General features: G+C 49.2%; 13 protein-coding genes. 2 read left to right on the top strand and 11 right to left on the bottom strand.

The window, feature by feature from the left end; translation table 11 throughout:
* Window positions 1–18 precede the first annotated feature (18 nt).
* Entirely contained in the window at window positions 19–441 is a 423-nt protein-coding gene (locus ACKPVM_RS12230; RefSeq protein ID WP_409309321.1) for a DUF805 domain-containing protein, read from the bottom strand.
* 190 nt (window positions 442–631) lie between these two features.
* Between ACKPVM_RS12230 and ACKPVM_RS12225 the strand changes: the two genes are divergently transcribed.
* On the top strand, window positions 632–1,228 hold the full coding sequence (locus ACKPVM_RS12225) for a DUF1454 family protein (RefSeq protein WP_409309351.1): 597 nt from the start codon (window positions 632–634) through the stop codon (window positions 1,226–1,228).
* A 126-nt stretch (window positions 1,229–1,354) separates the two neighbouring features.
* On the top strand, window positions 1,355–2,122 hold the full coding sequence (gene tpiA, locus ACKPVM_RS12220; RefSeq protein WP_409309320.1) for a triose-phosphate isomerase: 768 nt from the start codon (window positions 1,355–1,357) through the stop codon (window positions 2,120–2,122).
* Window positions 2,123–2,270: 148 nt separating this feature from the next.
* Here the strand turns inward: tpiA and aguA are convergent, their stop codons facing one another.
* From aguA to ACKPVM_RS12170, 10 genes are all read right to left on the bottom strand, one after another.
* Window positions 2,271–3,392, bottom strand: coding sequence for an agmatine deiminase (aguA, locus tag ACKPVM_RS12215; RefSeq protein WP_409309319.1), 1,122 nt, complete (start codon window positions 3,390–3,392; stop codon window positions 2,271–2,273).
* A gap of 3 nt (window positions 3,393–3,395) precedes the next feature.
* On the bottom strand, window positions 3,396–4,280 hold the full coding sequence (aguB, locus tag ACKPVM_RS12210) for an N-carbamoylputrescine amidase (RefSeq protein ID WP_409309318.1): 885 nt from the start codon (window positions 4,278–4,280) through the stop codon (window positions 3,396–3,398).
* 293 nt (window positions 4,281–4,573) lie between these two features.
* Complete coding sequence (gene pfkA / locus ACKPVM_RS12205; RefSeq protein WP_409309317.1) at window positions 4,574–5,536, bottom strand: 6-phosphofructokinase; 963 nt, start codon at window positions 5,534–5,536, stop codon at window positions 4,574–4,576.
* Window positions 5,537–5,754: 218 nt separating this feature from the next.
* Window positions 5,755–6,660: a CDF family cation-efflux transporter FieF gene (gene fieF / locus ACKPVM_RS12200; protein WP_409309316.1), complete on the bottom strand. Its 906-nt coding sequence runs from the start codon at window positions 6,658–6,660 to the stop codon at window positions 5,755–5,757.
* A 33-nt stretch (window positions 6,661–6,693) separates the two neighbouring features.
* Window positions 6,694–7,881: a sugar transporter gene (locus ACKPVM_RS12195; RefSeq protein ID WP_409309315.1), complete on the bottom strand. Its 1,188-nt coding sequence runs from the start codon at window positions 7,879–7,881 to the stop codon at window positions 6,694–6,696.
* 310 nt (window positions 7,882–8,191) lie between these two features.
* Window positions 8,192–10,285, bottom strand: coding sequence for a YehQ C-terminal OB-fold domain-containing protein (locus ACKPVM_RS12190; RefSeq protein ID WP_409309314.1), 2,094 nt, complete (start codon window positions 10,283–10,285; stop codon window positions 8,192–8,194).
* Complete coding sequence (locus ACKPVM_RS12185) at window positions 10,282–11,436, bottom strand: VWA domain-containing protein (protein WP_409309313.1); 1,155 nt, start codon at window positions 11,434–11,436, stop codon at window positions 10,282–10,284. Before ACKPVM_RS12185 ends, ACKPVM_RS12190 begins: the two co-directional genes overlap by 4 nt.
* On the bottom strand, window positions 11,433–13,997 hold the full coding sequence (locus ACKPVM_RS12180) for a DUF5682 family protein (RefSeq protein WP_409309312.1): 2,565 nt from the start codon (window positions 13,995–13,997) through the stop codon (window positions 11,433–11,435). Before ACKPVM_RS12180 ends, ACKPVM_RS12185 begins: the two co-directional genes overlap by 4 nt.
* 42 nt (window positions 13,998–14,039) lie before the next feature.
* Window positions 14,040–15,149, bottom strand: a complete 1,110-nt coding sequence (locus tag ACKPVM_RS12175) for an ATP-binding protein (protein WP_409309311.1) — start codon at window positions 15,147–15,149, stop codon at window positions 14,040–14,042.
* 66 nt (window positions 15,150–15,215) lie between these two features.
* Complete coding sequence (locus tag ACKPVM_RS12170; protein ID WP_409309310.1) at window positions 15,216–18,959, bottom strand: DUF4132 domain-containing protein; 3,744 nt, start codon at window positions 18,957–18,959, stop codon at window positions 15,216–15,218.
* Between the last annotated feature and the right edge of the window lie 80 nt (window positions 18,960–19,039).

Below are 19,039 nucleotides of genomic sequence, written 5' to 3'. Positions count from 1 at the left end.
TGTCAGGCAGAGGGCCGTTCAGAAGCGGAATTTCAGCGGTTCCGCTTCAGGTCCAAACCGATTCTCACCTTTCGTCCCTAAAAAGACACCGCAATCAAGCACCATCATGATGCCAATCAGCGTTGGGATAAACCGACCGATTCCCCACTGCCAGACCACTGGCAACATGGACCAGTTACCCGACGCTAATACCCAAGCCACGACGAGTAATAACGCCCACCAACCGCTTTTACCACGATCGTGCAAACGCTTCACCACCATCGCCGACGTTGGCCACAGCAATGCAACAATCACAAACGCGGTAGATTGAACATCCAACCAATTCTGGCCAGATAACGTGAAAAGAATCACCATCGCCAGTAGCCAAAGCGCAATCCAGACCCAAAAATCACGGCGTCCAATCCGGCCTTTAAACGAGAAACACCATTGCTGTAACGTCATCAAATACGGAATCCTAAATTGCAGCACCAATATCTTCAGCAGAGTTTACCTTAACAGACCAACAATGAAGCGTTATCTTTACGCGCCTTTTGACAATGACTCATGAATACCGTTTTAATCAGATATTGCCCCACACTATCGCCACCTTTGGCCTAAACTGATCACCACGGTGATGACTGATAAAACTGATATGACACGACAATCTATCGCTACGCTTTGTACGTTTTCCGCTCTGATGCTCTACCAACCCTGTGTATGGTCCGATCCTATTTTCCCCGCCAAAACAGCCATAACCGCGCCCTACCTATCGGCTGGAGCTCCAACCTTTGATCAAACGATTGTTCAATTCCGGGCTCGCTATAATTTGAGCAATCCAGCGCTACCTATTGGGGAATTTCGGGTTGTCGATACCGGCAGTATTTCCAGCCTGCTGACACGTGCCGCCAGCAAAATCAACGATCACCTGTATGCTTCAACGGCCTTGGAAAAAGGGACAGGGAAGATAAAAACGCTACAAATTACCTGGTTACCACAACAGGAAGATACCGATACAGCCGCAAGGCGCACACAAGCCATCAGCTATATGGCTGCTCTGTCACGCGCATTTTCTCCCTCCTTGACGGAGGAACAGAGCATTAAGAAAGTGACCGAATTACTGGAGAAAGGCAAAGGACAACACTTTTATCAGCAAACGGAAGGCGCTATGCGCTATGTTGTGGCAGACAATGCGGAAAAAGGGCTAACTTTTGCTGTTGAACCGATTAAGCTAACGTTATCTGAACCGTGATCAATGAGGCAATAAATGACGAAAGACCGAGCCACCTCCGCATTTCGTCTTTATACTGGTGACAGATAAGGCTGCCTCTCGGCAGTAACATATTGATTATTCGCGATCCCCCTTGGAGGAAAAAAAATGCGTCATCCATTAGTTATGGGTAACTGGAAGCTGAATGGTAGCACCAATATGGTCAACGAACTGATCGCTGGTCTGCGTAAAGAATTAAGCACCGTTGACGGCTGTGGTGTCGCTATCGCACCGCCCGCAATCTATCTGGATCAAGCTAATCATCACTTGGCTGGTAGCCGTATTGCTCTGGGCGCACAGAACGTGGATGTGAACCTGTCTGGCGCGTTTACGGGCGAAACCTCTGCCGATATGCTGAAAGACATCGGGGCGAAATATATTATTATCGGCCACTCAGAACGTCGCACTTACCATAAAGAAAGCGATGAATTCATTGCCAAAAAATTTGGTGTACTGAAAGAAACAGGTTTAATTCCGGTTCTGTGCATCGGCGAAACCGAAGCTGAAAACGAAGCCGGACAGACAGAAGCTGTCTGCGCACGTCAATTGGACGCGGTGCTGAATACGCTGGGTGCGAAAGCATTTGAAAACACCGTCATCGCCTACGAACCCGTATGGGCTATCGGCACCGGCAAATCAGCAACGCCAGCACAAGCTCAAGCCGTTCATAAATTTATCCGTGACCATATTGCCAAACAAGACGCGGCCATCGCCAAGCAAGTCATCATCCAATACGGCGGTTCTGTTAATGCTGCCAACGCGGCGGAGTTGTTCACTCAACCTGACATCGACGGCGCATTGGTTGGTGGGGCCTCCCTGAAAGCCGATGCCTTTGCGGTCATCGTGAAAGCCGCAGCCGACGCGAAACGCGGCTAAGCTTTTATAACCTTTACGCTTTATAGAAAACGGATGGACACCTGTCCGTCCGATCAAAAAGCCGGTTCACGCTGTCGCGCCAACCGGCTTTTTATGGCGAACGGGATATGCGCCCGCTCTTTTCAATCGTCCGCTAACGGATCAACGCTTACTTCACCGCTGGGATTTGCTGCGTAATACAGTGGATATTCCCCCCGCCCAGCAGGATTTCCCGTGCAGGGACACCACTAATCAAATAGCTCGGGAACATCTGTCGCAACAAATCGCGCGCAACGCCATCCGTCTTTTCATCCAGCAACGGGAAAATAATCTGCTGGTTACTAATCAGAAAATTCACATAAGAACCTGCCAGACGAGAATCGGCAAGGCGTTCAATGGCATCTCCGCTCGCCACGCCCTGCGCCTCCTCCTGGGTCGCATACAGCGGACCGGGAGCAGGTAACTTCCAGATCTTCAGTTCACGTCCTTGCGCATCACGTGCCGCTGAGAGCACCTCGTAAGCCGCGACAGAACGCGCATATTGGGGATCGTTCTCGTCATCGGTCCAGTGCAGCGCCACTTCACCGGGGCGGACAAAACAACACATATTGTCGATGTGACCATCGGTTTCGTCGTTAAACACGCCCTCTTCCAACCAGATAATCGTCGATATGTTCAGATAATCACGCATCAGCTGTTCAATTTCTGCCTTGTTCAACTGAGGATTACGGTTAGGGTTCAACAGGCATTCTGCCGTAGTAAGCAACGTACCTTCGCCATCCGTATGAATTGAACCACCCTCGAGGATCAGCGGTGCAATATAGCGAGCGTTCTGATGATAGGCCAACACCTGAGCCGCAACGTTTTCATCCTGACGCCAGTCTTCATACAACCCGCCTAGTTCGCCGCCCCAGGCATTGAACCCCCAGTCAACACCACGCCGTTCGCCATCCGAATTCAACAGCATGGTTGGCCCGGTATCACGCATCCAGGCATCATCACTTTCCATCTCAACCAACGTGACATTGGCAGGCATCACGCGTTTTGCTTCCGCCATATGGCTCGCGGGCACCCCCATGATAACCGGCGTTGTTTGCGCAATTGCCGTTGCAACCTGTGCAAACGTTTTCTGAGCAGGAACACCGTCTTCACGCCAGTTATCCCGACGATACGGCCAAATCATCCACACCGCGTCATGCTGAGCCCATTCAGCAGGCATCATGAAACCATCCTGGCGCGGGACGGTTGTCAAATGAGGTGTCGTGAAGCGAGAAGTTGCTAACTGTGGCATCACTTATCTCCGGGTTTTACCGTCAGAACTGCCAATCGTGCCATACATTTCCGGGCGGCGATCGCGGAACAAGCCCCACGAAGCACGCTGTGCAGCGATAGCATCTAAATCAAATTCGTGGACCAGCACGGTTTCATCGGTTTTGTTAGCCTGAGCCACCAGCGCACCGGTCTGATCGGCAATAAAAGAGGAGCCGTAGAATGTCATTTCCAGACCATCGATAAACTTACTGGCTTCCGTTCCAATACGGTTAGAGGCAATCACCGGCACCAAATTCGCGGCGGCATGGCCTTGCTGAACACGAGTCCAATGCGGTTGACTGTCGATCTCAGGATAAGCGGGTTCAGAACCAATCGCCGTTGGGTAAAAGATCATCTCCGCGCCAAGCAACGCCAGACTACGCGCGGTTTCCGGGAACCATTGATCCCAACAGATACCGACACCAATTTTCGCATAGCGCGTCTGCCAGACCTTAAAGCCGGTGTCGCCCGGAATGAAGAACTGTTTTTCCTGATACGCCGGGCCGTTCGGGATATGCGTTTTACGGTAAACATCCAGCACGGCACCATCCGCGTCAATCATCACCAGCGAGTTGTAATAGGCGTTATTGGCACGTTCAAAGAAGCTCAACGGCAGCACCACGCTCAATTCTGCTGCCAATGCAGAAAAATGTTTGATGAGCGGACTGGTTTCCAGCTCTTCCGCCAGTGCATAGTGCTCTGGGCTCTGGTCGATACAGAAATAAGGCGCGGCAAACAATTCCTGAATCAGGATAACCTGAGCGCCTTTTGCATGCGCCTGCCGCACCAGCTTCTCAGCATTTTCAATGTTTCTGGGTAAATCCCAGGAGCACGCCATTTGTGTTGCGGCAACGGTAACTTTTTTCATGCGAAAACCTCAATAATAGCGATTCAATTCACCAGCAATAAGCAAAGCAGCATGTTCACTCAATGGACGTCATACCAGAAGTTTAGGTCAACAAACTGCCCAATGCCGATCGACAAAACCCAAACCCTGCATTCGCTAAAGCAGCGATTCGTATTATGCCAGTTAATGGCGATATTTAGCCATAATGGGTAATAACGATAAAAAATAATTAATTATTAAACACATATAAAAATCCCGCCTTACGAGCGAGCGGGATTTTTACTTCAGACAGGAACAAACAACATCTGGCGAAATTAGAACAATTTTTTCGCCGTATCCAACCAGTCGCCTTTAAATGGACGCTTCATATTCTCGATCGCATCGATGATATCGTGATGAACCAGTTTCTCATTCTGGATACCGACACAGCGACCGCCATAGCCTTGCAGCAATAACTCAATGGAGTACGCGCCCATACGAGAAGCCAGAATGCGGTCATAAGCGACAGGGGAACCGCCACGCTGAATGTGACCAAGAACGGTTGCCCGGGTTTCACGCCCCGTCTCTTTCTCAATGTATTTAGCCAACTCATCGACGTCACATACCAGTTCAGTGATCGCCACAATCGCGTGTTTTTTGCCTTTCTCAATACCCGCTTTGATTTCGCAAACCAAATCTTCCGGGCTGAACGGTACTTCTGGCAACACGATAAACTCACATCCACCGGCAATCGCTGCCGCCAGCGTCAAATCGCCACAGTGACGCCCCATCACTTCCACAATGGAAATACGTTGATGTGAAGAAGAAGTATCACGCAGTCGGTCAATCGCCTCCAGCACCGTTTCCAGCGCCGTAAAGTAACCTATCGTATAATCCGTTCCCGCTACGTCGTTGTCGATCGTACCGGGCAGACCGATGCAGGGAAATCCCGTCTCAGTCAGACGTTTAGCCCCCATATAGGAACCATCGCCGCCAATAACCACCAACGCATCCAGGCCGCGTTTTTTCATATTATCTACGCACACCTGTCGAACCGCATCTTCCCGAAACTGCGGGAAACGCGCTGAGCCAAGAAAGGTTCCGCCACGATTGATTACATCCGATACGCTGTAGCGATCCAACTGCGCCATGCGATCTTCATACAAGCCCTGATAGCCATCATAAATACCAAAAACTTCCAGCCCTTCCGACAGTGCGGCTCGAACCACACCACGAATTGCCGCATTCATTCCGGGTGCATCACCGCCGCTCGTCAGTACTCCAATTCTTTTAATCATGACAACCTCTGGACTTGTAGATGTAATTTCGCAGGATTCTTCTATCGTAAATTAGCTGTCGCTTGTTACGTCGACAGCGACCACTCATCTTTTATTAGCATATTATAACAAATACACGTAGCTGAATTGATTCAGGTCAGTCTAAATTGTGCATGAATTTTCATGCTATATCACGTTTTAAACATAAGCTGGTAACAAACAACGCCGGGGACAACGCATCATCGCACGCTGAGTTGTCCTTTCTGTGACGCTGGCACAGCCGAGACCGGATCCTGATGGATAATAATATCGGAGCCCGGAAATTGCTTGAGCAATGCCTGCTCTATGTCATCGGCGATTTGATGCGCCTGCACCAGTGGAAAGGCGTCATCCATCTCCAGATGCAGTTGAATGAAACGGGTTGGACCGGAACGGCGGGTTCTCAGATCGTGAGCACCTCGAATACCCGGCCAATTGGCAATAATCTCCACAATTAAGCGCCGCTCTTCATCGGGCAAAGCACGATCGAGTAAAGATTGAACGGCCTCATAGCCCATACGTAAGGCGCTATACAAAATATAGGCACCAATGCCCAGCGCAAATAACGCATCAGCACGCGTTATCCCTTTCCAACTGAGTGCCAAGGCCACCAGAATGGCGCCATTCATCAAGAGGTCAGACTGATAGTGGAGCATATCCGCCCGCACAGCCTGGCTGTGTGTGCGCTTAACCACCCAACGCTGGAATGACACCAGCAACAGCGTCGACAGTAGAGCAATAACCGTGACCCACATGCCGACTTCCGGTGCCCGAAGCGTTTGCGGTGTCAGCGTATGCTGCAACCCTGTCAGGATCAGGAACAACGCAGAACCGGAAATAAACATACTTTGAGCCAACGCCGCCAGCGATTCGGCCTTACCGTGACCAAAAGTATGTTCGGGATCCGCAGGCTGCAACGAATAGCGAACCACCAGCAGATTGACCAGTGAAGCGGCGATATCCACCAACGAATCCACTAGCGAGGCCAGCAGGCTTACTGAGCCAGTATGCCACCAGGCGAATATCTTCATCACAAACAACAGCACCGCAACCGTTGTCGCGCTAAATGCCGCCAGCGTCACCAAACGCGCATAATGTGAATTCATCACGCCCTCACTTAGGACAGGAAACGTTGAACCTCAGTTCATCAACGTATTATTTAACACGCGGGCATAGCGGCTCAGTGTAAAAATACAGCAAATCAGTGCGATCAATCCCAACGCCGCGCCCATGAAACCAATATCGGGCAAACCCAGATGAATGATCACCTGATTGCCTAACAAAGCCCCCGCACCAATACCCAGATTGTAAATCCCCGAGTAAAGCGCCATGGCAACATCCGTCGCATCCGACGCCAACGTCAGCACTTTAACCTGCATCGCCAGACTCAGTGCCATAATCGCGATCCCCCATACGACGCACAACAAGGACACGCTCCAACCGCTAAATGACAGCGGCAAAAGCAGCAACAGGGATACGGTTAAAAACGCAAATGACGTCATCAAAAAGCCAGAAGGATACTTACTGCTATAGCGACTGAATAACATACTGCCGATAATGCCTGCACCACCAAAGATTAGCAGCAACACGGTCGTAAAGTTCTCACTCAGCAGCGCGACTTTCTGAATGAACGGCTCAATGTAGCTGTAAGCCGTAAAATGTGCGGTAACAATCATCACGGTCAAACCGTAAATGCACAATAATGCGGGACGCTTCAGCAATAGCGGCAAACTTTTCAGCGAACCAGAATTACTACTAGGCAATGTCGGCAACAGTTTCATCATCACTAGCATAATTGCGGCAGCCACCACACCAATCATGACAAACGTGCTACGCCAGCCCAAATACTGACCAATCAGACGCCCCAATGGCAACCCCAACACCATCGCCAGAGCGGTACCGGTCGCCAACAAACTCAGCGCCTGTGCCTTTTTATCCGCCGGTGCCAGTCGGACGGCTAGCGACGCCGTGATCGACCAGAAGATCGCATGTGCCAGCGCGACGCCGATACGAGCAGCCACCAAAACCCAATAGTTCCAGGCCAAGCCCGACAATATGTTGCTGATAACAAATAGAATAAAAATTTTGATCAACAGGCCTCGCCGCTCCATGTCACTGGAGAACAACATGCAGGGCAACGACATGACCCCGACGACCCAGGCATAGATGGTAATAATCAATCCAACCTGCGCCGCGCTCATTGAAAAACTGGCCGCAATATCAGATAGCAAAGCAACAGGAGCAAATTCGGCGGTATTAAAAATAAAAGCAGCGAGAGAGAGACTGACAACTCTCAACCATGCTGTCGAGCGAGGAGAACGGGTCATAGCATTGATATCAAACGTTAAAATAAAAGGATGCACCGCCCTGCGTTGACAAGGCCTGGTACGATGAAGCAATGGTACAGAATAAGTATGACAATGCCGCGCAAAACCAACGTTAGCCGGTTTTTTTTGTGCTTTTATGAGGGTGTGAATCAGCAGCCTGATAACAAGTAGAAAACTCTCATGAGCATCATTTTTTGATGCTCACATTCTACGCTTTACCTCTCTTTTACGCTGTCTTTATTTCGTGCCGATAGGTTGAAATACACACTTCCGGCTAGCCCTTTTCGCTGCGCTGTCTGCTGACGAAAAATCAACGTGGTGCCGATGAGGATTGACGCAACACAAGGGGCAATTCATGTTGAAGACGTTGAAGCCTGTCGCAAATAAAAACAACCCGCAGCAACTGGCTGCCTTTCGGTTGATGCTGCGCTAAATAGTGTGCCAAGGCACGCTCGATAAGCGTTAGCCCCAGTTCATTGGCGATTTTCATGCAAGTTTGCAGTTGTTCTCGTTGCATCTCCGTTAAATGCCGCCGTCCGGTACAAGCCTGTGCATCCAACACATCAAGAATGGGGCGACAAACCCGCTGTGCCAATGTAGGCGCAGGCTGTCTCACTATTTTGCTTTGTTTCTTCTGTGTAAGAAGCGCTTGAATACGACCAATAAAATTCGGCATTTTTGGCTTACTTTTAATCGTCTGAAAATCCAGGCAGAAAGCGATAACGGCACCGCCATCATTCACCATCAGAGAATAGGGATGAAGCTCAATCTGATTCCCACGGCGCTGGGGTTGTACCAAGACCGCAACAATATCCACCCCTTGCTGGGTAGCGCGTTCAAGCATATCTATCCGTTGGCGCTGCGTTTTTCCCCAGTTTAGGTTGAGGTACAGCGCATTATCCGCTTTATCAAAAACGGGCCATACCACACGTTGATCCACTTCATGCCACACCACCGCCTCATAGCGCTGCACATGCAGCAGCAAGGGAGGCGGATAATCATGATCTTCCTGCTCAAAATAATGAAACAGCTGCGACCAGTCAGCAATCCCGCTTGTCGCTTTACACTGCTCATAAGCCGCAATATCCCATCGTCTATCGTCAAGGCTCGCATAACTCTCTCCGCCTACGGCCAATTTGCCGTCCTCAGAAAAGCGGGGATGGTGTAACGTAAAAGGCGCTCGCATGATGCTTTCACCAATCTGCTTCCACAGAGACTGGCTATGCCACACACCATGCTGATCAAACGAAACATCATGGCGATCGGCTCGCGCTTGCGTACAATGCAGCAATTGCTGGTTTTCGCTATCCCAAAATGAAAAAGTGGCACCTCGTGTACCGCTCTGTGTCTCCCACCATTGCGCTCCCAATGGCACCAGAGATAAGGATTCCGGCTGTTGCTGATAGCGCCGTCGCACCTGTCCACGCAAATGCTGCAATCGTGCCGGCGTTGCCTGTTCAAGCTGATATAAGTAAGCCGACAGACGGGCAATAAACAGTAAGACATCGCGTTCTTCCAGACTGTAATGTTTATCCGCCAACAAACGAACCTGCCCACTCACATTGCGCAGATAGCTCGCCAGTCGGGGTAAGCCTTCTGCTCGCGCAGACATATTCAGCAAATGAAGCTGTCGTGCGCTGCTTTTACTCATGTGCGATAGCCCCTGATTCATCACGTCATCAATAAACGAATGAAGTGACGTAATCAGTGCGTGTTCATCCGCATTAAGTGCCCTTTCACTCGTATCCTGAATCAGGCAATCCGATGGCCACGGCCAGACACGCTGATGTTTTTCAAAGAGACAGGCAATGGCGGCGAGGTGTAACGCGGGCTGCTTATCACGCAAAAAATCCGACAACATACCCGCCATGCCTGCGCCAGCCAGGTAAATCACCGGGGTCTCTAGCGTGGGCAGGTAAATCTTCAACTGATTGGGCAGAGATTCTGTCCTGACCGACTCGCCCGTCCATGTCTGCATAAACCGTGCAGCATGCCGCGTTTGTCCCTTGCCGACTTGCTTCATCAGCGCATCAGGCGAGAGCTGTAGGATTTCAGCCATCACATCTACGGGAGGAACCTCTATTGGTGGCGCATCCACGTCCACGGAGGATACCGCGTCATTCTCCACAGCCTCCTCAGCATGGGCTTGTAACCACAGCACCGATGCCAGAATATGTTTACAACAGCCGCTCGCGGGGCAATGGCATCGCGCTGCCTGTATGCCTTGTCCATTGAGCACGACCTGCTGTCCATCGCTGATAAAATGTCCTTCGTGCCCGGTATTTTCCACGAGCGTCACATTATCGCCGGTCAGATCCTTCTTCGCCCGGCGTAATAAACCCGCGTTAGCAAAAAGGCTCAGCGCATCATCATCATAATTCAGGTAGATGGATTGCCAGCTCATCGCATCACCTCCGCCAGCCATTGCGCAAAGTGCTCGGGCGTCAATGCCGCGACGTGCATACCTCGATCGGCCAATTTCTGCCCAATCGCAGTGTCATAAACAGGCATCGCGGCATCATCAAGCGCCGCCAGCCCCAGCAACGTGATCTGCTGGCTATGCATACGCTGCACACAACTGAGCAGACGATTCAGCGCGCCCCCTTCTTCAAAATCACTGATTAGGGTCACAATCGTACGCCTCGGATTTTGTACTAACTGTTCGCAATACTGCATGGCTTGCGCAATATTCGTGCCGCCACCGAGTTGAACGGTCATCAACACCTCAACAGGATCGTGGGCAAGATGCGATAAATCCACCACCTGCGTATCAAACACAATTAAAGAGACCCGTACCGCCGGTAATGTTGCCAAAATGCTGGCACAGATCGCGGCGTACATCACCGAACTGGACATCGATGCGCTTTGGTCAACGCATAAAATGACATCCCACGGCATATGCCGCTGCATACGTGAATTAAAATACGGCGTTTCAATGATCAAGCGATTTTTCTCGCGATCGAAATGCTTCAGGTTGGCCGCAATCGTGGCACGCCAGTCAAAATTTTGGCTACTGGCAATCGGTGAGCGTCGAAATCGGTTACGCCGACCAGTCAGCGTATGGGTAAAGGTGGGCCTCAGCGTACGTAATATCTCATCAACCACCTTGCGAATAATCTCGCGTACCGCTTCACGCGTTTGCTCATTCATCCGGCCACGTAAACTCAGCAAGGCTTTCGCCAGCGCAGGCGTGGGTTCCATGGCTTGCAACGCCTGCGGGTCTTTGAGCAAACTGGTCATCTCATAACGCTCAATCGCCTGTGATTGCATCCGCTCAAACGTACTGCTGGGAAATAATTTACGCGCCTGATCCAGCCAGTTCACCGCCGTCAGTTGGGACTGATCCAAAGAACCGTGGCGACCACCTTCCTGTTTTAGCCCACGACGCTGATATTCACGGTGATACAGATAATCCAGCGTGCGTTCAATTTTCAGATCGTTCGCATCAAGCACCGCTTTACCTAAAGCCTCATCGGCATAGTGACCCAGGATTAATCGCCAGCGTTTGCCATTTTTTTCTTTATCATCATCAGACTGCGGGTCCTGAGCGCTCATCGCACCACCCCTTTATCATTTTCGTACCACGACAGTAAATCGTTCTCGACCAATTGCTGTTGCAGCTTTTGGTTTAACTGGATCGCCTGTAACATCTCCCGTTCCGTAAAATCCGTTTGCCAGAGTTGCAATTCCGGTTCGGAGAGGCCGCATTGCTCAGCGAGGTAGTTCGCTAGCACGGCATTTTGCTTCGGGGTGAGTTGGCTAAAGGCAAAACGCAAGTCAGGTAACACGTGCAAAAAACGGTCATCATCCCATTGCGCAATCAACATGTTTAACCTATCGATCAGACGCGGCGTTTTGATAATCAATTCAGGCGTGGTACGCATTACCCCCACAAAATAACGAATCGCCTGCTCAGGATCGCTACCCTGGCTAAAAGCATTCGATAGGTTGTCACTCAGGGCACATTCATCTATTTCATCACCAAGATAGCGTAAGGCATCCACCGCCCCTTTTAATAAAGGGACATCGTTTAGCGTAGGGGCAATCTGCCGCAATTGGCGGTAAAAATCGCCACTGGCGGTACTGGTGGGATCGATCGTAGGAACAAACTCAATAAACTCACGCAGAGCAAGCAAGGCGGTGAAGTGTTCTTCCTGCTGTGGTTCATCCCCTGCCGCAATGGTCGATAAACAAAACAACGTTTGTGGAACCAACTCGAGCAACAGTTGGGTTAATTCAGGCTGGTAGCGTAGACCAAGAAAATCACGTCCACGCCATAAATGAATCAGACTATGCCCACATTCCACGAGCGAGCTCAGCCGAAAATCATTCTGGATATCATCATGTAATAGACGAAATAATCCGGCTAAACGTGACTGTAGACCTAATAACGCCGCCTGAATCAATACCTGAACCGCATTTTTACTCGAGCGGTTTTGTCCCTGCTCTTCTAATTGCTTCTCCAAATGGACTAATTTATCGATCGCAATCGCTTCCAGTTGGCTTCCCTTCTCCGATAACGCAATCAATCGTCCTTCAACCGACGGCGTCCACGCGTATTGCCACTCTTCAAAAAGCAGTTCGAGGTTGTGACCGCTCAAAAAATCAGGGCCGCTCATTCGTGTGGCAAACCCTACCTCAAGGAAATTCAGCAGGTGCAAGAAACGGCTACGAGCACGGTGCTGCGGATTACGATAAATATCTAAACGGCTCAGCTTGGCGAGCGTATCATCCAGTTTAAAACGATGCCCTTTTGCTAACTGGTAGGTTTCATTAACCAGTGGCGGCGTCGCACTCCCCTTTGGGATCTGCCCTAACGTATGCCCTGAAAAGGTCTTTTCGATCTCAAGCCAGAGATCGCGCTGCGTATCGTCAATACTGCCTTTAATAAAACTACTCTGTAATCCATCCAGCAGATCATAACGGCCAGGGCCTTCATGCCCACGCAATGCGGCTAACTGCACACATTGCTCCATGGCATTTTTCACCGTGATATAACTGGGTGGATCGTCAAACGATTGGGTACGGAGCATACTGGCGACCTCGGACAAAAAACGCATCACCATGTGGTGACGGTATGCCTGAGTCGTGCGCAACGGCAGATCTTTTTCTGCCGCCCGATCGCGCCGCTGCGTCATCAGCATTTGCCAGCTTTGTTGGTAGTAAGCCGGGGCAGGCATGCCAGAGGCATACCCATTGAGCGCGTCCAGTCGGTCAAAGCTATAGCGGATTAGCCATGCCTGATCTTTTTCCGCCTGCTTTAGCTGTTTTTGATACTGTTTTTTCGCCGCGTCAGTCAACGCATTAAGCGACTGACCATCATGAGACAGCCCCTCGATTAGCGCCAACGAATGAAATCCCCCCGTTACCACCAGAATTTTTCCCGTCGGGTTTTCAGCTCGCGCCTGCATAATCGCAGCAAGCATATGGGCTTCACGCTGTGCGGATCCTTCGGCCTCCAAAACCTGGGGTTCATAATCCAGTCGCGCCAGCGCACACCAAATCAACGTGTCATGAAAAAGTGACGACCAGTCGGCCAGTGCTTCACTCGTTCGTAATTCGAATAAGTGTTCCCAGACTTCATCGTGATCGCGGCAATAACATTTTTTTGCCAGCGCAGAAATAAACTGGCTATGGGCGAGGTAACGTTCCGCCTGTAGACTTTGGCTAACATCCGCCTGACGTTCATCAATCGCGATTTGTTCAACCCACGGCAAGTCGATAAAGCGCAACGTGGCGTGATGTCGTTGGCCGGTACGCAGCGCAACCCATTCTGGCGAATAGTCACAGAAGGGGAAAAAAGCACTACGCGTCGCAGTTTGTCGGCTTTCTCCCTCGTCCGACGCGCAACATTGAACATCGGCCTGTCCCATCACGGCAATCGGAGGTCGGGTGTCAGGATGGAGCAAATCAGGCAAGAGATGATTAAAACTGACGGGCGCTTCAATCAGGATATCGTCAGGACGGATATCCTCAATCAACGACAACAGCGCATAAGCACAGGCCGGGCTATGATGGCGAACGGGCGCAAAATAGATCTGCTGCGACTGTAAAAATAGCCGTGTCGCTAGCGCCTGCTCCAGACGAGCAGGCAACGTGATATTTGGGAGACTCATCAATAACCTCCCATATGGAAAGCAGTAAGTTGTGCCACGGCCTCACTTCCAGAATTGGCGTGACGCATCATAAAACGCTTTCCAATCATCGCTGTTTCTCGCACGCTCACGCGCCACATTATCAACGTAGTAACGCATGCGTTTCGCGTCATCAGGATTATCTTTGAGCACGACGCCAATAAGCTGACGCGCAATCGCAGCAGCATTCAGTTTACTGTCGCCCAGATAATGCGCTTCAAGCGCGGAGGCATAGGCAATGTTAACGGCTTCTGCACTCGACATCACCGCATCCGGCGTCTTGATACTGCCGCCATCACGGGTATTACCGGAGCGGAGCTCCTGAAATGTCGTCACAAGGAGTTCAATGACGCTTGGTGGCACCGTGATCAGCGCGGCGAGCTCCCCCAATTCACGCGCAAGCTGCGTCTGAATCAGCTCAATTTCAAACTCAGGATCCTGAATTGGCCTGACAGTCTCAAAATTGAAGCGCCGTTTTAACGCCGCAGACATCTCATGGACGCCGCGATCGCGCAAGTTTGCCGTCCCGATTAAATTAAAGCCGGGTTTCGCATTCACCCGCCCCCGCTCACTCATTTCAGGGATCATCATCTGTTTTTCAGACATCAACGAAACCAGCACATCCTGTATTTCCGGTGGACAACGGGTGATTTCCTCAAAGCGGACGATTTTTCCCTGCATCATTCCCTGATAGAGCGGCGAGCCGACAAGGGCACGCTCCGTGGGGCCTTCGGCAAGCAGCAGCGCATAGTTCCAGGAATATTTGATGTGGTCTTCTGTCGTTCCCGCCGTACCTTGGATCGTGAGGCCTGAATCTCCCGAAATCGCTGCGGCAAACAGTTCTGACAGCATTGATTTCGCCGTTCCTGGCTCACCAACCAACATCAATCCCTGTTTTCCCAATAGCGTCACAATGGCACGATCGACCAGCGCGTTGTCGCCAAAAAACTTCGCTGAAATCGCTAATGCCTCATCGCCTAAAACAAACTGGCGAACGGCACGAGGTGAACGTAACCAGCCTTGGGGTTTAGGATTATTTTCGTCCGCTTTCGTCAGACGCGCTAATTCATCCGCAAATCGAGTTTCCGCCGGCTGACGCAGCACATTGCCTGCCATCGGTTGTTGTTTTTCCATGCTTGGATCTCTTTCGCCACAAAATAATGAGCAAAGCCAGCACTGGCTGCTGGCTTCATAAACGGATTACCAGAGGGTTTTCTTTTCCCAATCAGGATCAAATCCAGAACAGGCCTGAGCGGCTTTTAGATAATCGGCATAGCTTTCTGCCAAAAGAATGGGAGGAATATCGTGTAATACCAGATTGTTATGATCCCAGTAATTTTGCTGATTTTTCTCAAAACTCAAATCAAACAGCACAGCGGGTATATTTTCCTCCGGCACGTAACTGCCGCTGAAACCGATATTAACGAACAAACCCAAACTGCTGAAATGTTTGTAATAATGGAAAAACGTGCCGCCATCTTCCGCTGGCCCGCGCTGGTATCCCATTTTTGTTAACACCCCGCGCAACGTAAACGTATCGGTTAGCCAGCCTTTTTTATCTTCAACCTTAACCAATTTAAGATCGAAATCGGGCAACGTGTGCTCCATCTGTGAGAATAAAAACGCCACTTTATAATCGCTAAAATGCGCTAACCAGGCTTTGCTCGTTGCCGTATCCACGATAGCCGCATGAGCAAGCTGGATCGTCGTGCCATCAGATAATTCAATCTCATCATCATCAAGATTAATGAGGCAGCCATCATCCGTTGGCCGGAACGTGTTGATCACCTGTCCTTCTTTCACCTCTTGCCATACTAAACGCTCGATGAGGGGATGCATGACAGGGTGTGACAGAATATAGGTGCGCCAGTCTTCACTTGGCCATTGCCGCTGGCTGCACATCGCCTCATGCAGACGAGCAGTTTGCAGATCGATCACCTGTTTTAGCTCTTTCTTGCTTGATGAGAATAATTTTTTTGTCTCTTTTATCTGCTCTTCATTATCTGTTTTACGCGCGGCAGGCAGTGCTTTAATCTCTTTGCCTTCCGGGTTCAGGAGCACCAGTCGCTGCTTGCTATCCATACGTGCGGTAAAGGTTCGCTCACCGTATTCCAGCACTAACGTCCCTGTCTCATCCAACCCCGCCGTAGGGATGGTTCGGTCGGCCAATTCGTCAGCACTCCAACCATTACGCTCGGCAATCCCTTCAACTAATTCACGCGCCTTTTCCTGAATAGCAGCAGTGCGATAACGACGTGAAAGTGAAAGTAACAATTGGATAATGAGTGGATCATCGCTAATTGCCATTGCACTGATCATCGCTTCAACCTGTGAACGGCGCTGGTAATGATCACGCGTATAATTACGCAATGCAGAGACAGCCACATGGCCTTCGATATGGCCGATCAGCGCTAGCATGCCCTTCTCGCTGATTGCGGAGCCTACATAGCGCTGCAATACCTCATTCTTTATTTCCTCAATCACCATCTCCAGCGTATAGCTGCCGTACTTCTGGTAATACTCACCATATTTCTCAAAACAATACTGATAGTTTTTTAAACGCGCTGGAGCCTCTTTATTCGCCTCCAACATCGCCTCTTCCAACGGTGGATGTTTTACATCCTGAGCGATAAAGGTGTGTAAAATAAATGAACCAAGTTTATGCTGGCTCTCTTTAGCTAACAGCCCTACATAACGGTGTAATAACGTGTTACCCGCTGGCATTTTTAATTTCACTGCCAGAATAATCCACCATTTAATAATTTCAGCATCAACGATCTTTCCATTTTCCCATTTCAATGGTGGGATCGTATCGTAATCAAACCAACTCATGCTGGCGGGAGGGTTTGCTTTCAACCCTTTCAATGCTTCATCACGCAACACTTTTTCTGACAGATAAGGAGAAATATCCTCACCAAATTGCTCCAAAACCGCTAATAATGCCGCACGCACGGTTTCCCGCTTTTCTTTTTTCAACAAGGCATAAAGCGGTACAATACTGTCTTTATTCCTTATGCGGGCAAGCCATTCAACGGTTGTAATGCGAATTTCTTGTTTCGTAGAATGCAGACTTTCCTGTACGCTGATATGAATATTGGGTAATTTTTCGAGTAGCTGTTGCGCACCCTGACGATAAGTTTTATTTTCACCCAATGCAAATTCCATAACACGCGGAATAAACTGTGCAGGAACAGTAGGGAATTTATCAAGCAACTCAAAAGCATTACCTATTTCAAATATACGATACTTATTCTCACTTTTATTTGGCAACAATCCCAATGCTTCACCGATATAATCAGGATATTGTGAGAAAAATGGCCAAAGTTGTTCCGTTTTAGGAAAGATCCGCAGACCATGATTGTATGACTCTAAACACAATGCGGCTACTATTCTCGCCGGTTCGCGGAGCGCTAATTTCTGTAAAACATCTTCCAGTTGCCGTAGCTCCAACGTCGCCAAAATCTCTACTGGCACCTCATTTTCTATCTGATATGAGTTCAAACCTAAGTTTCTGTCTTCGTCAGAGAATATCACGCGAGCAGCATGATAAAGTGTAAATTCAGGCAAACTGCGAATACGTTTTTTGTATTGAATAATACTGATATCTTCTCTGGATAGACGCCCTTCCACGCCATTCAGTTTATTTAACAGAGAACGGCAGTGTTCAATACTGATTTTCCGTAATTCTTTATAATGCCGTTGCTGCCAGGAATACTGATGCTGACTCGTTTTATTCTGCTCGATTTCTTGTTCAGCACCCACTCTTGCTTTTTCCAGCATCTCATTGAAATTTTCAACCAGAATATCCTTTACGCTTTCCGGTAACGGTGTATCTACCAGTGCCGTTAGCGCAGGTAATTCAGGCAATGCAATATCCTGTGCCGTATCGATAACATCGAAACGCATAATGGCGCTCTCGATACTTTTCATCACAGACTTACTTTTTTCTACCGTTAACGCTTGTTCTAGAATCGCCTTATTTTCACCCTGACGTGCGAATAGATCGGCAGCCTGCGCGCGTTGCTTCGGTGTTCCGTTAAACAACATATCACTCATATGTTGTTTAACATCGTTAGCAGGAAGCGTATTCAGTAAAGGCTCGGCTTCATGACGAACCGTTTTTCGCGGGTCCATCGCCAGAGCGACAATCACATCAGAAAATAAGATACTCAGCGTTTCCTGACCGGAAAAATATTTTAGCAAATGAATTAAACCAGTGACAGAAAGTTTCTCAACCAACGTGGTGCGAACAAACTGCGCATGACATTTGATATATTCTGACAAATCCGGAAGTTCAAAAAATATATTCAAATGTGCATGATAGAATCCATCTAATTCTTTTCTATCAAAAATGGCAAATAAAATATTTTCGCCTTCCTTATATCCTTGTTCATCAGCAACTAAATTAGCAAGCAGTTGAACATTCCAGCCATCACGATACGTCAATTTCGCATCTTCACTCGATGTACTGCGTAACGTGGAGAACAAACCATCACACAATAAATAAATCATCCAGTTCGGCACTTCATTCGTAATCAGTTTTATATTCTTATCCTGACACGCGGCAGCTAATGCCTTTGCAAAACGGGCTATCTGTTCATCCGTTAACCCTTTTCCTACCATAGAATAGAGTTTATAACGCGCATTTATTGCTTGCGTTATGATTCTTTTATACTCAGTGGAATTAAAATGATGGTTCTGAACACGCCACCAATCAACCGTTCCGGGCTTATCGAATAGAACAATCACCTGATCGGCATCGAGTTGACTTAATTTGTAAATAATCTCAGGTGTGGTGCCCTTCATGACATAATCAAATACCGTATTCGGCAACGCTTTATCAAATTCTGCCAGCGGTAATAAAGATTCTTGTAACAGCTTTTCCGTCGCCGTCGCGGCTTTGTCACCAAAAATAGGTAAAAGACTGAATAGCTTCTTTAACATATCTGTCCCTAATGATATATCGATAATAAATCGTGCTTTTTTAACATGGTTTGTATCCCTTCACAATTTTTAAAACCGTG

This window comes from Pectobacterium hainanensis (assembly GCF_046237015.1).
In the GTDB taxonomy this organism is placed as follows: domain Bacteria; phylum Pseudomonadota; class Gammaproteobacteria; order Enterobacterales; family Enterobacteriaceae; genus JBJYIN01.
Note: the sequence above shows the minus strand (reverse complement) of the source record. Positions and strands in the feature narration are given on the sequence as shown.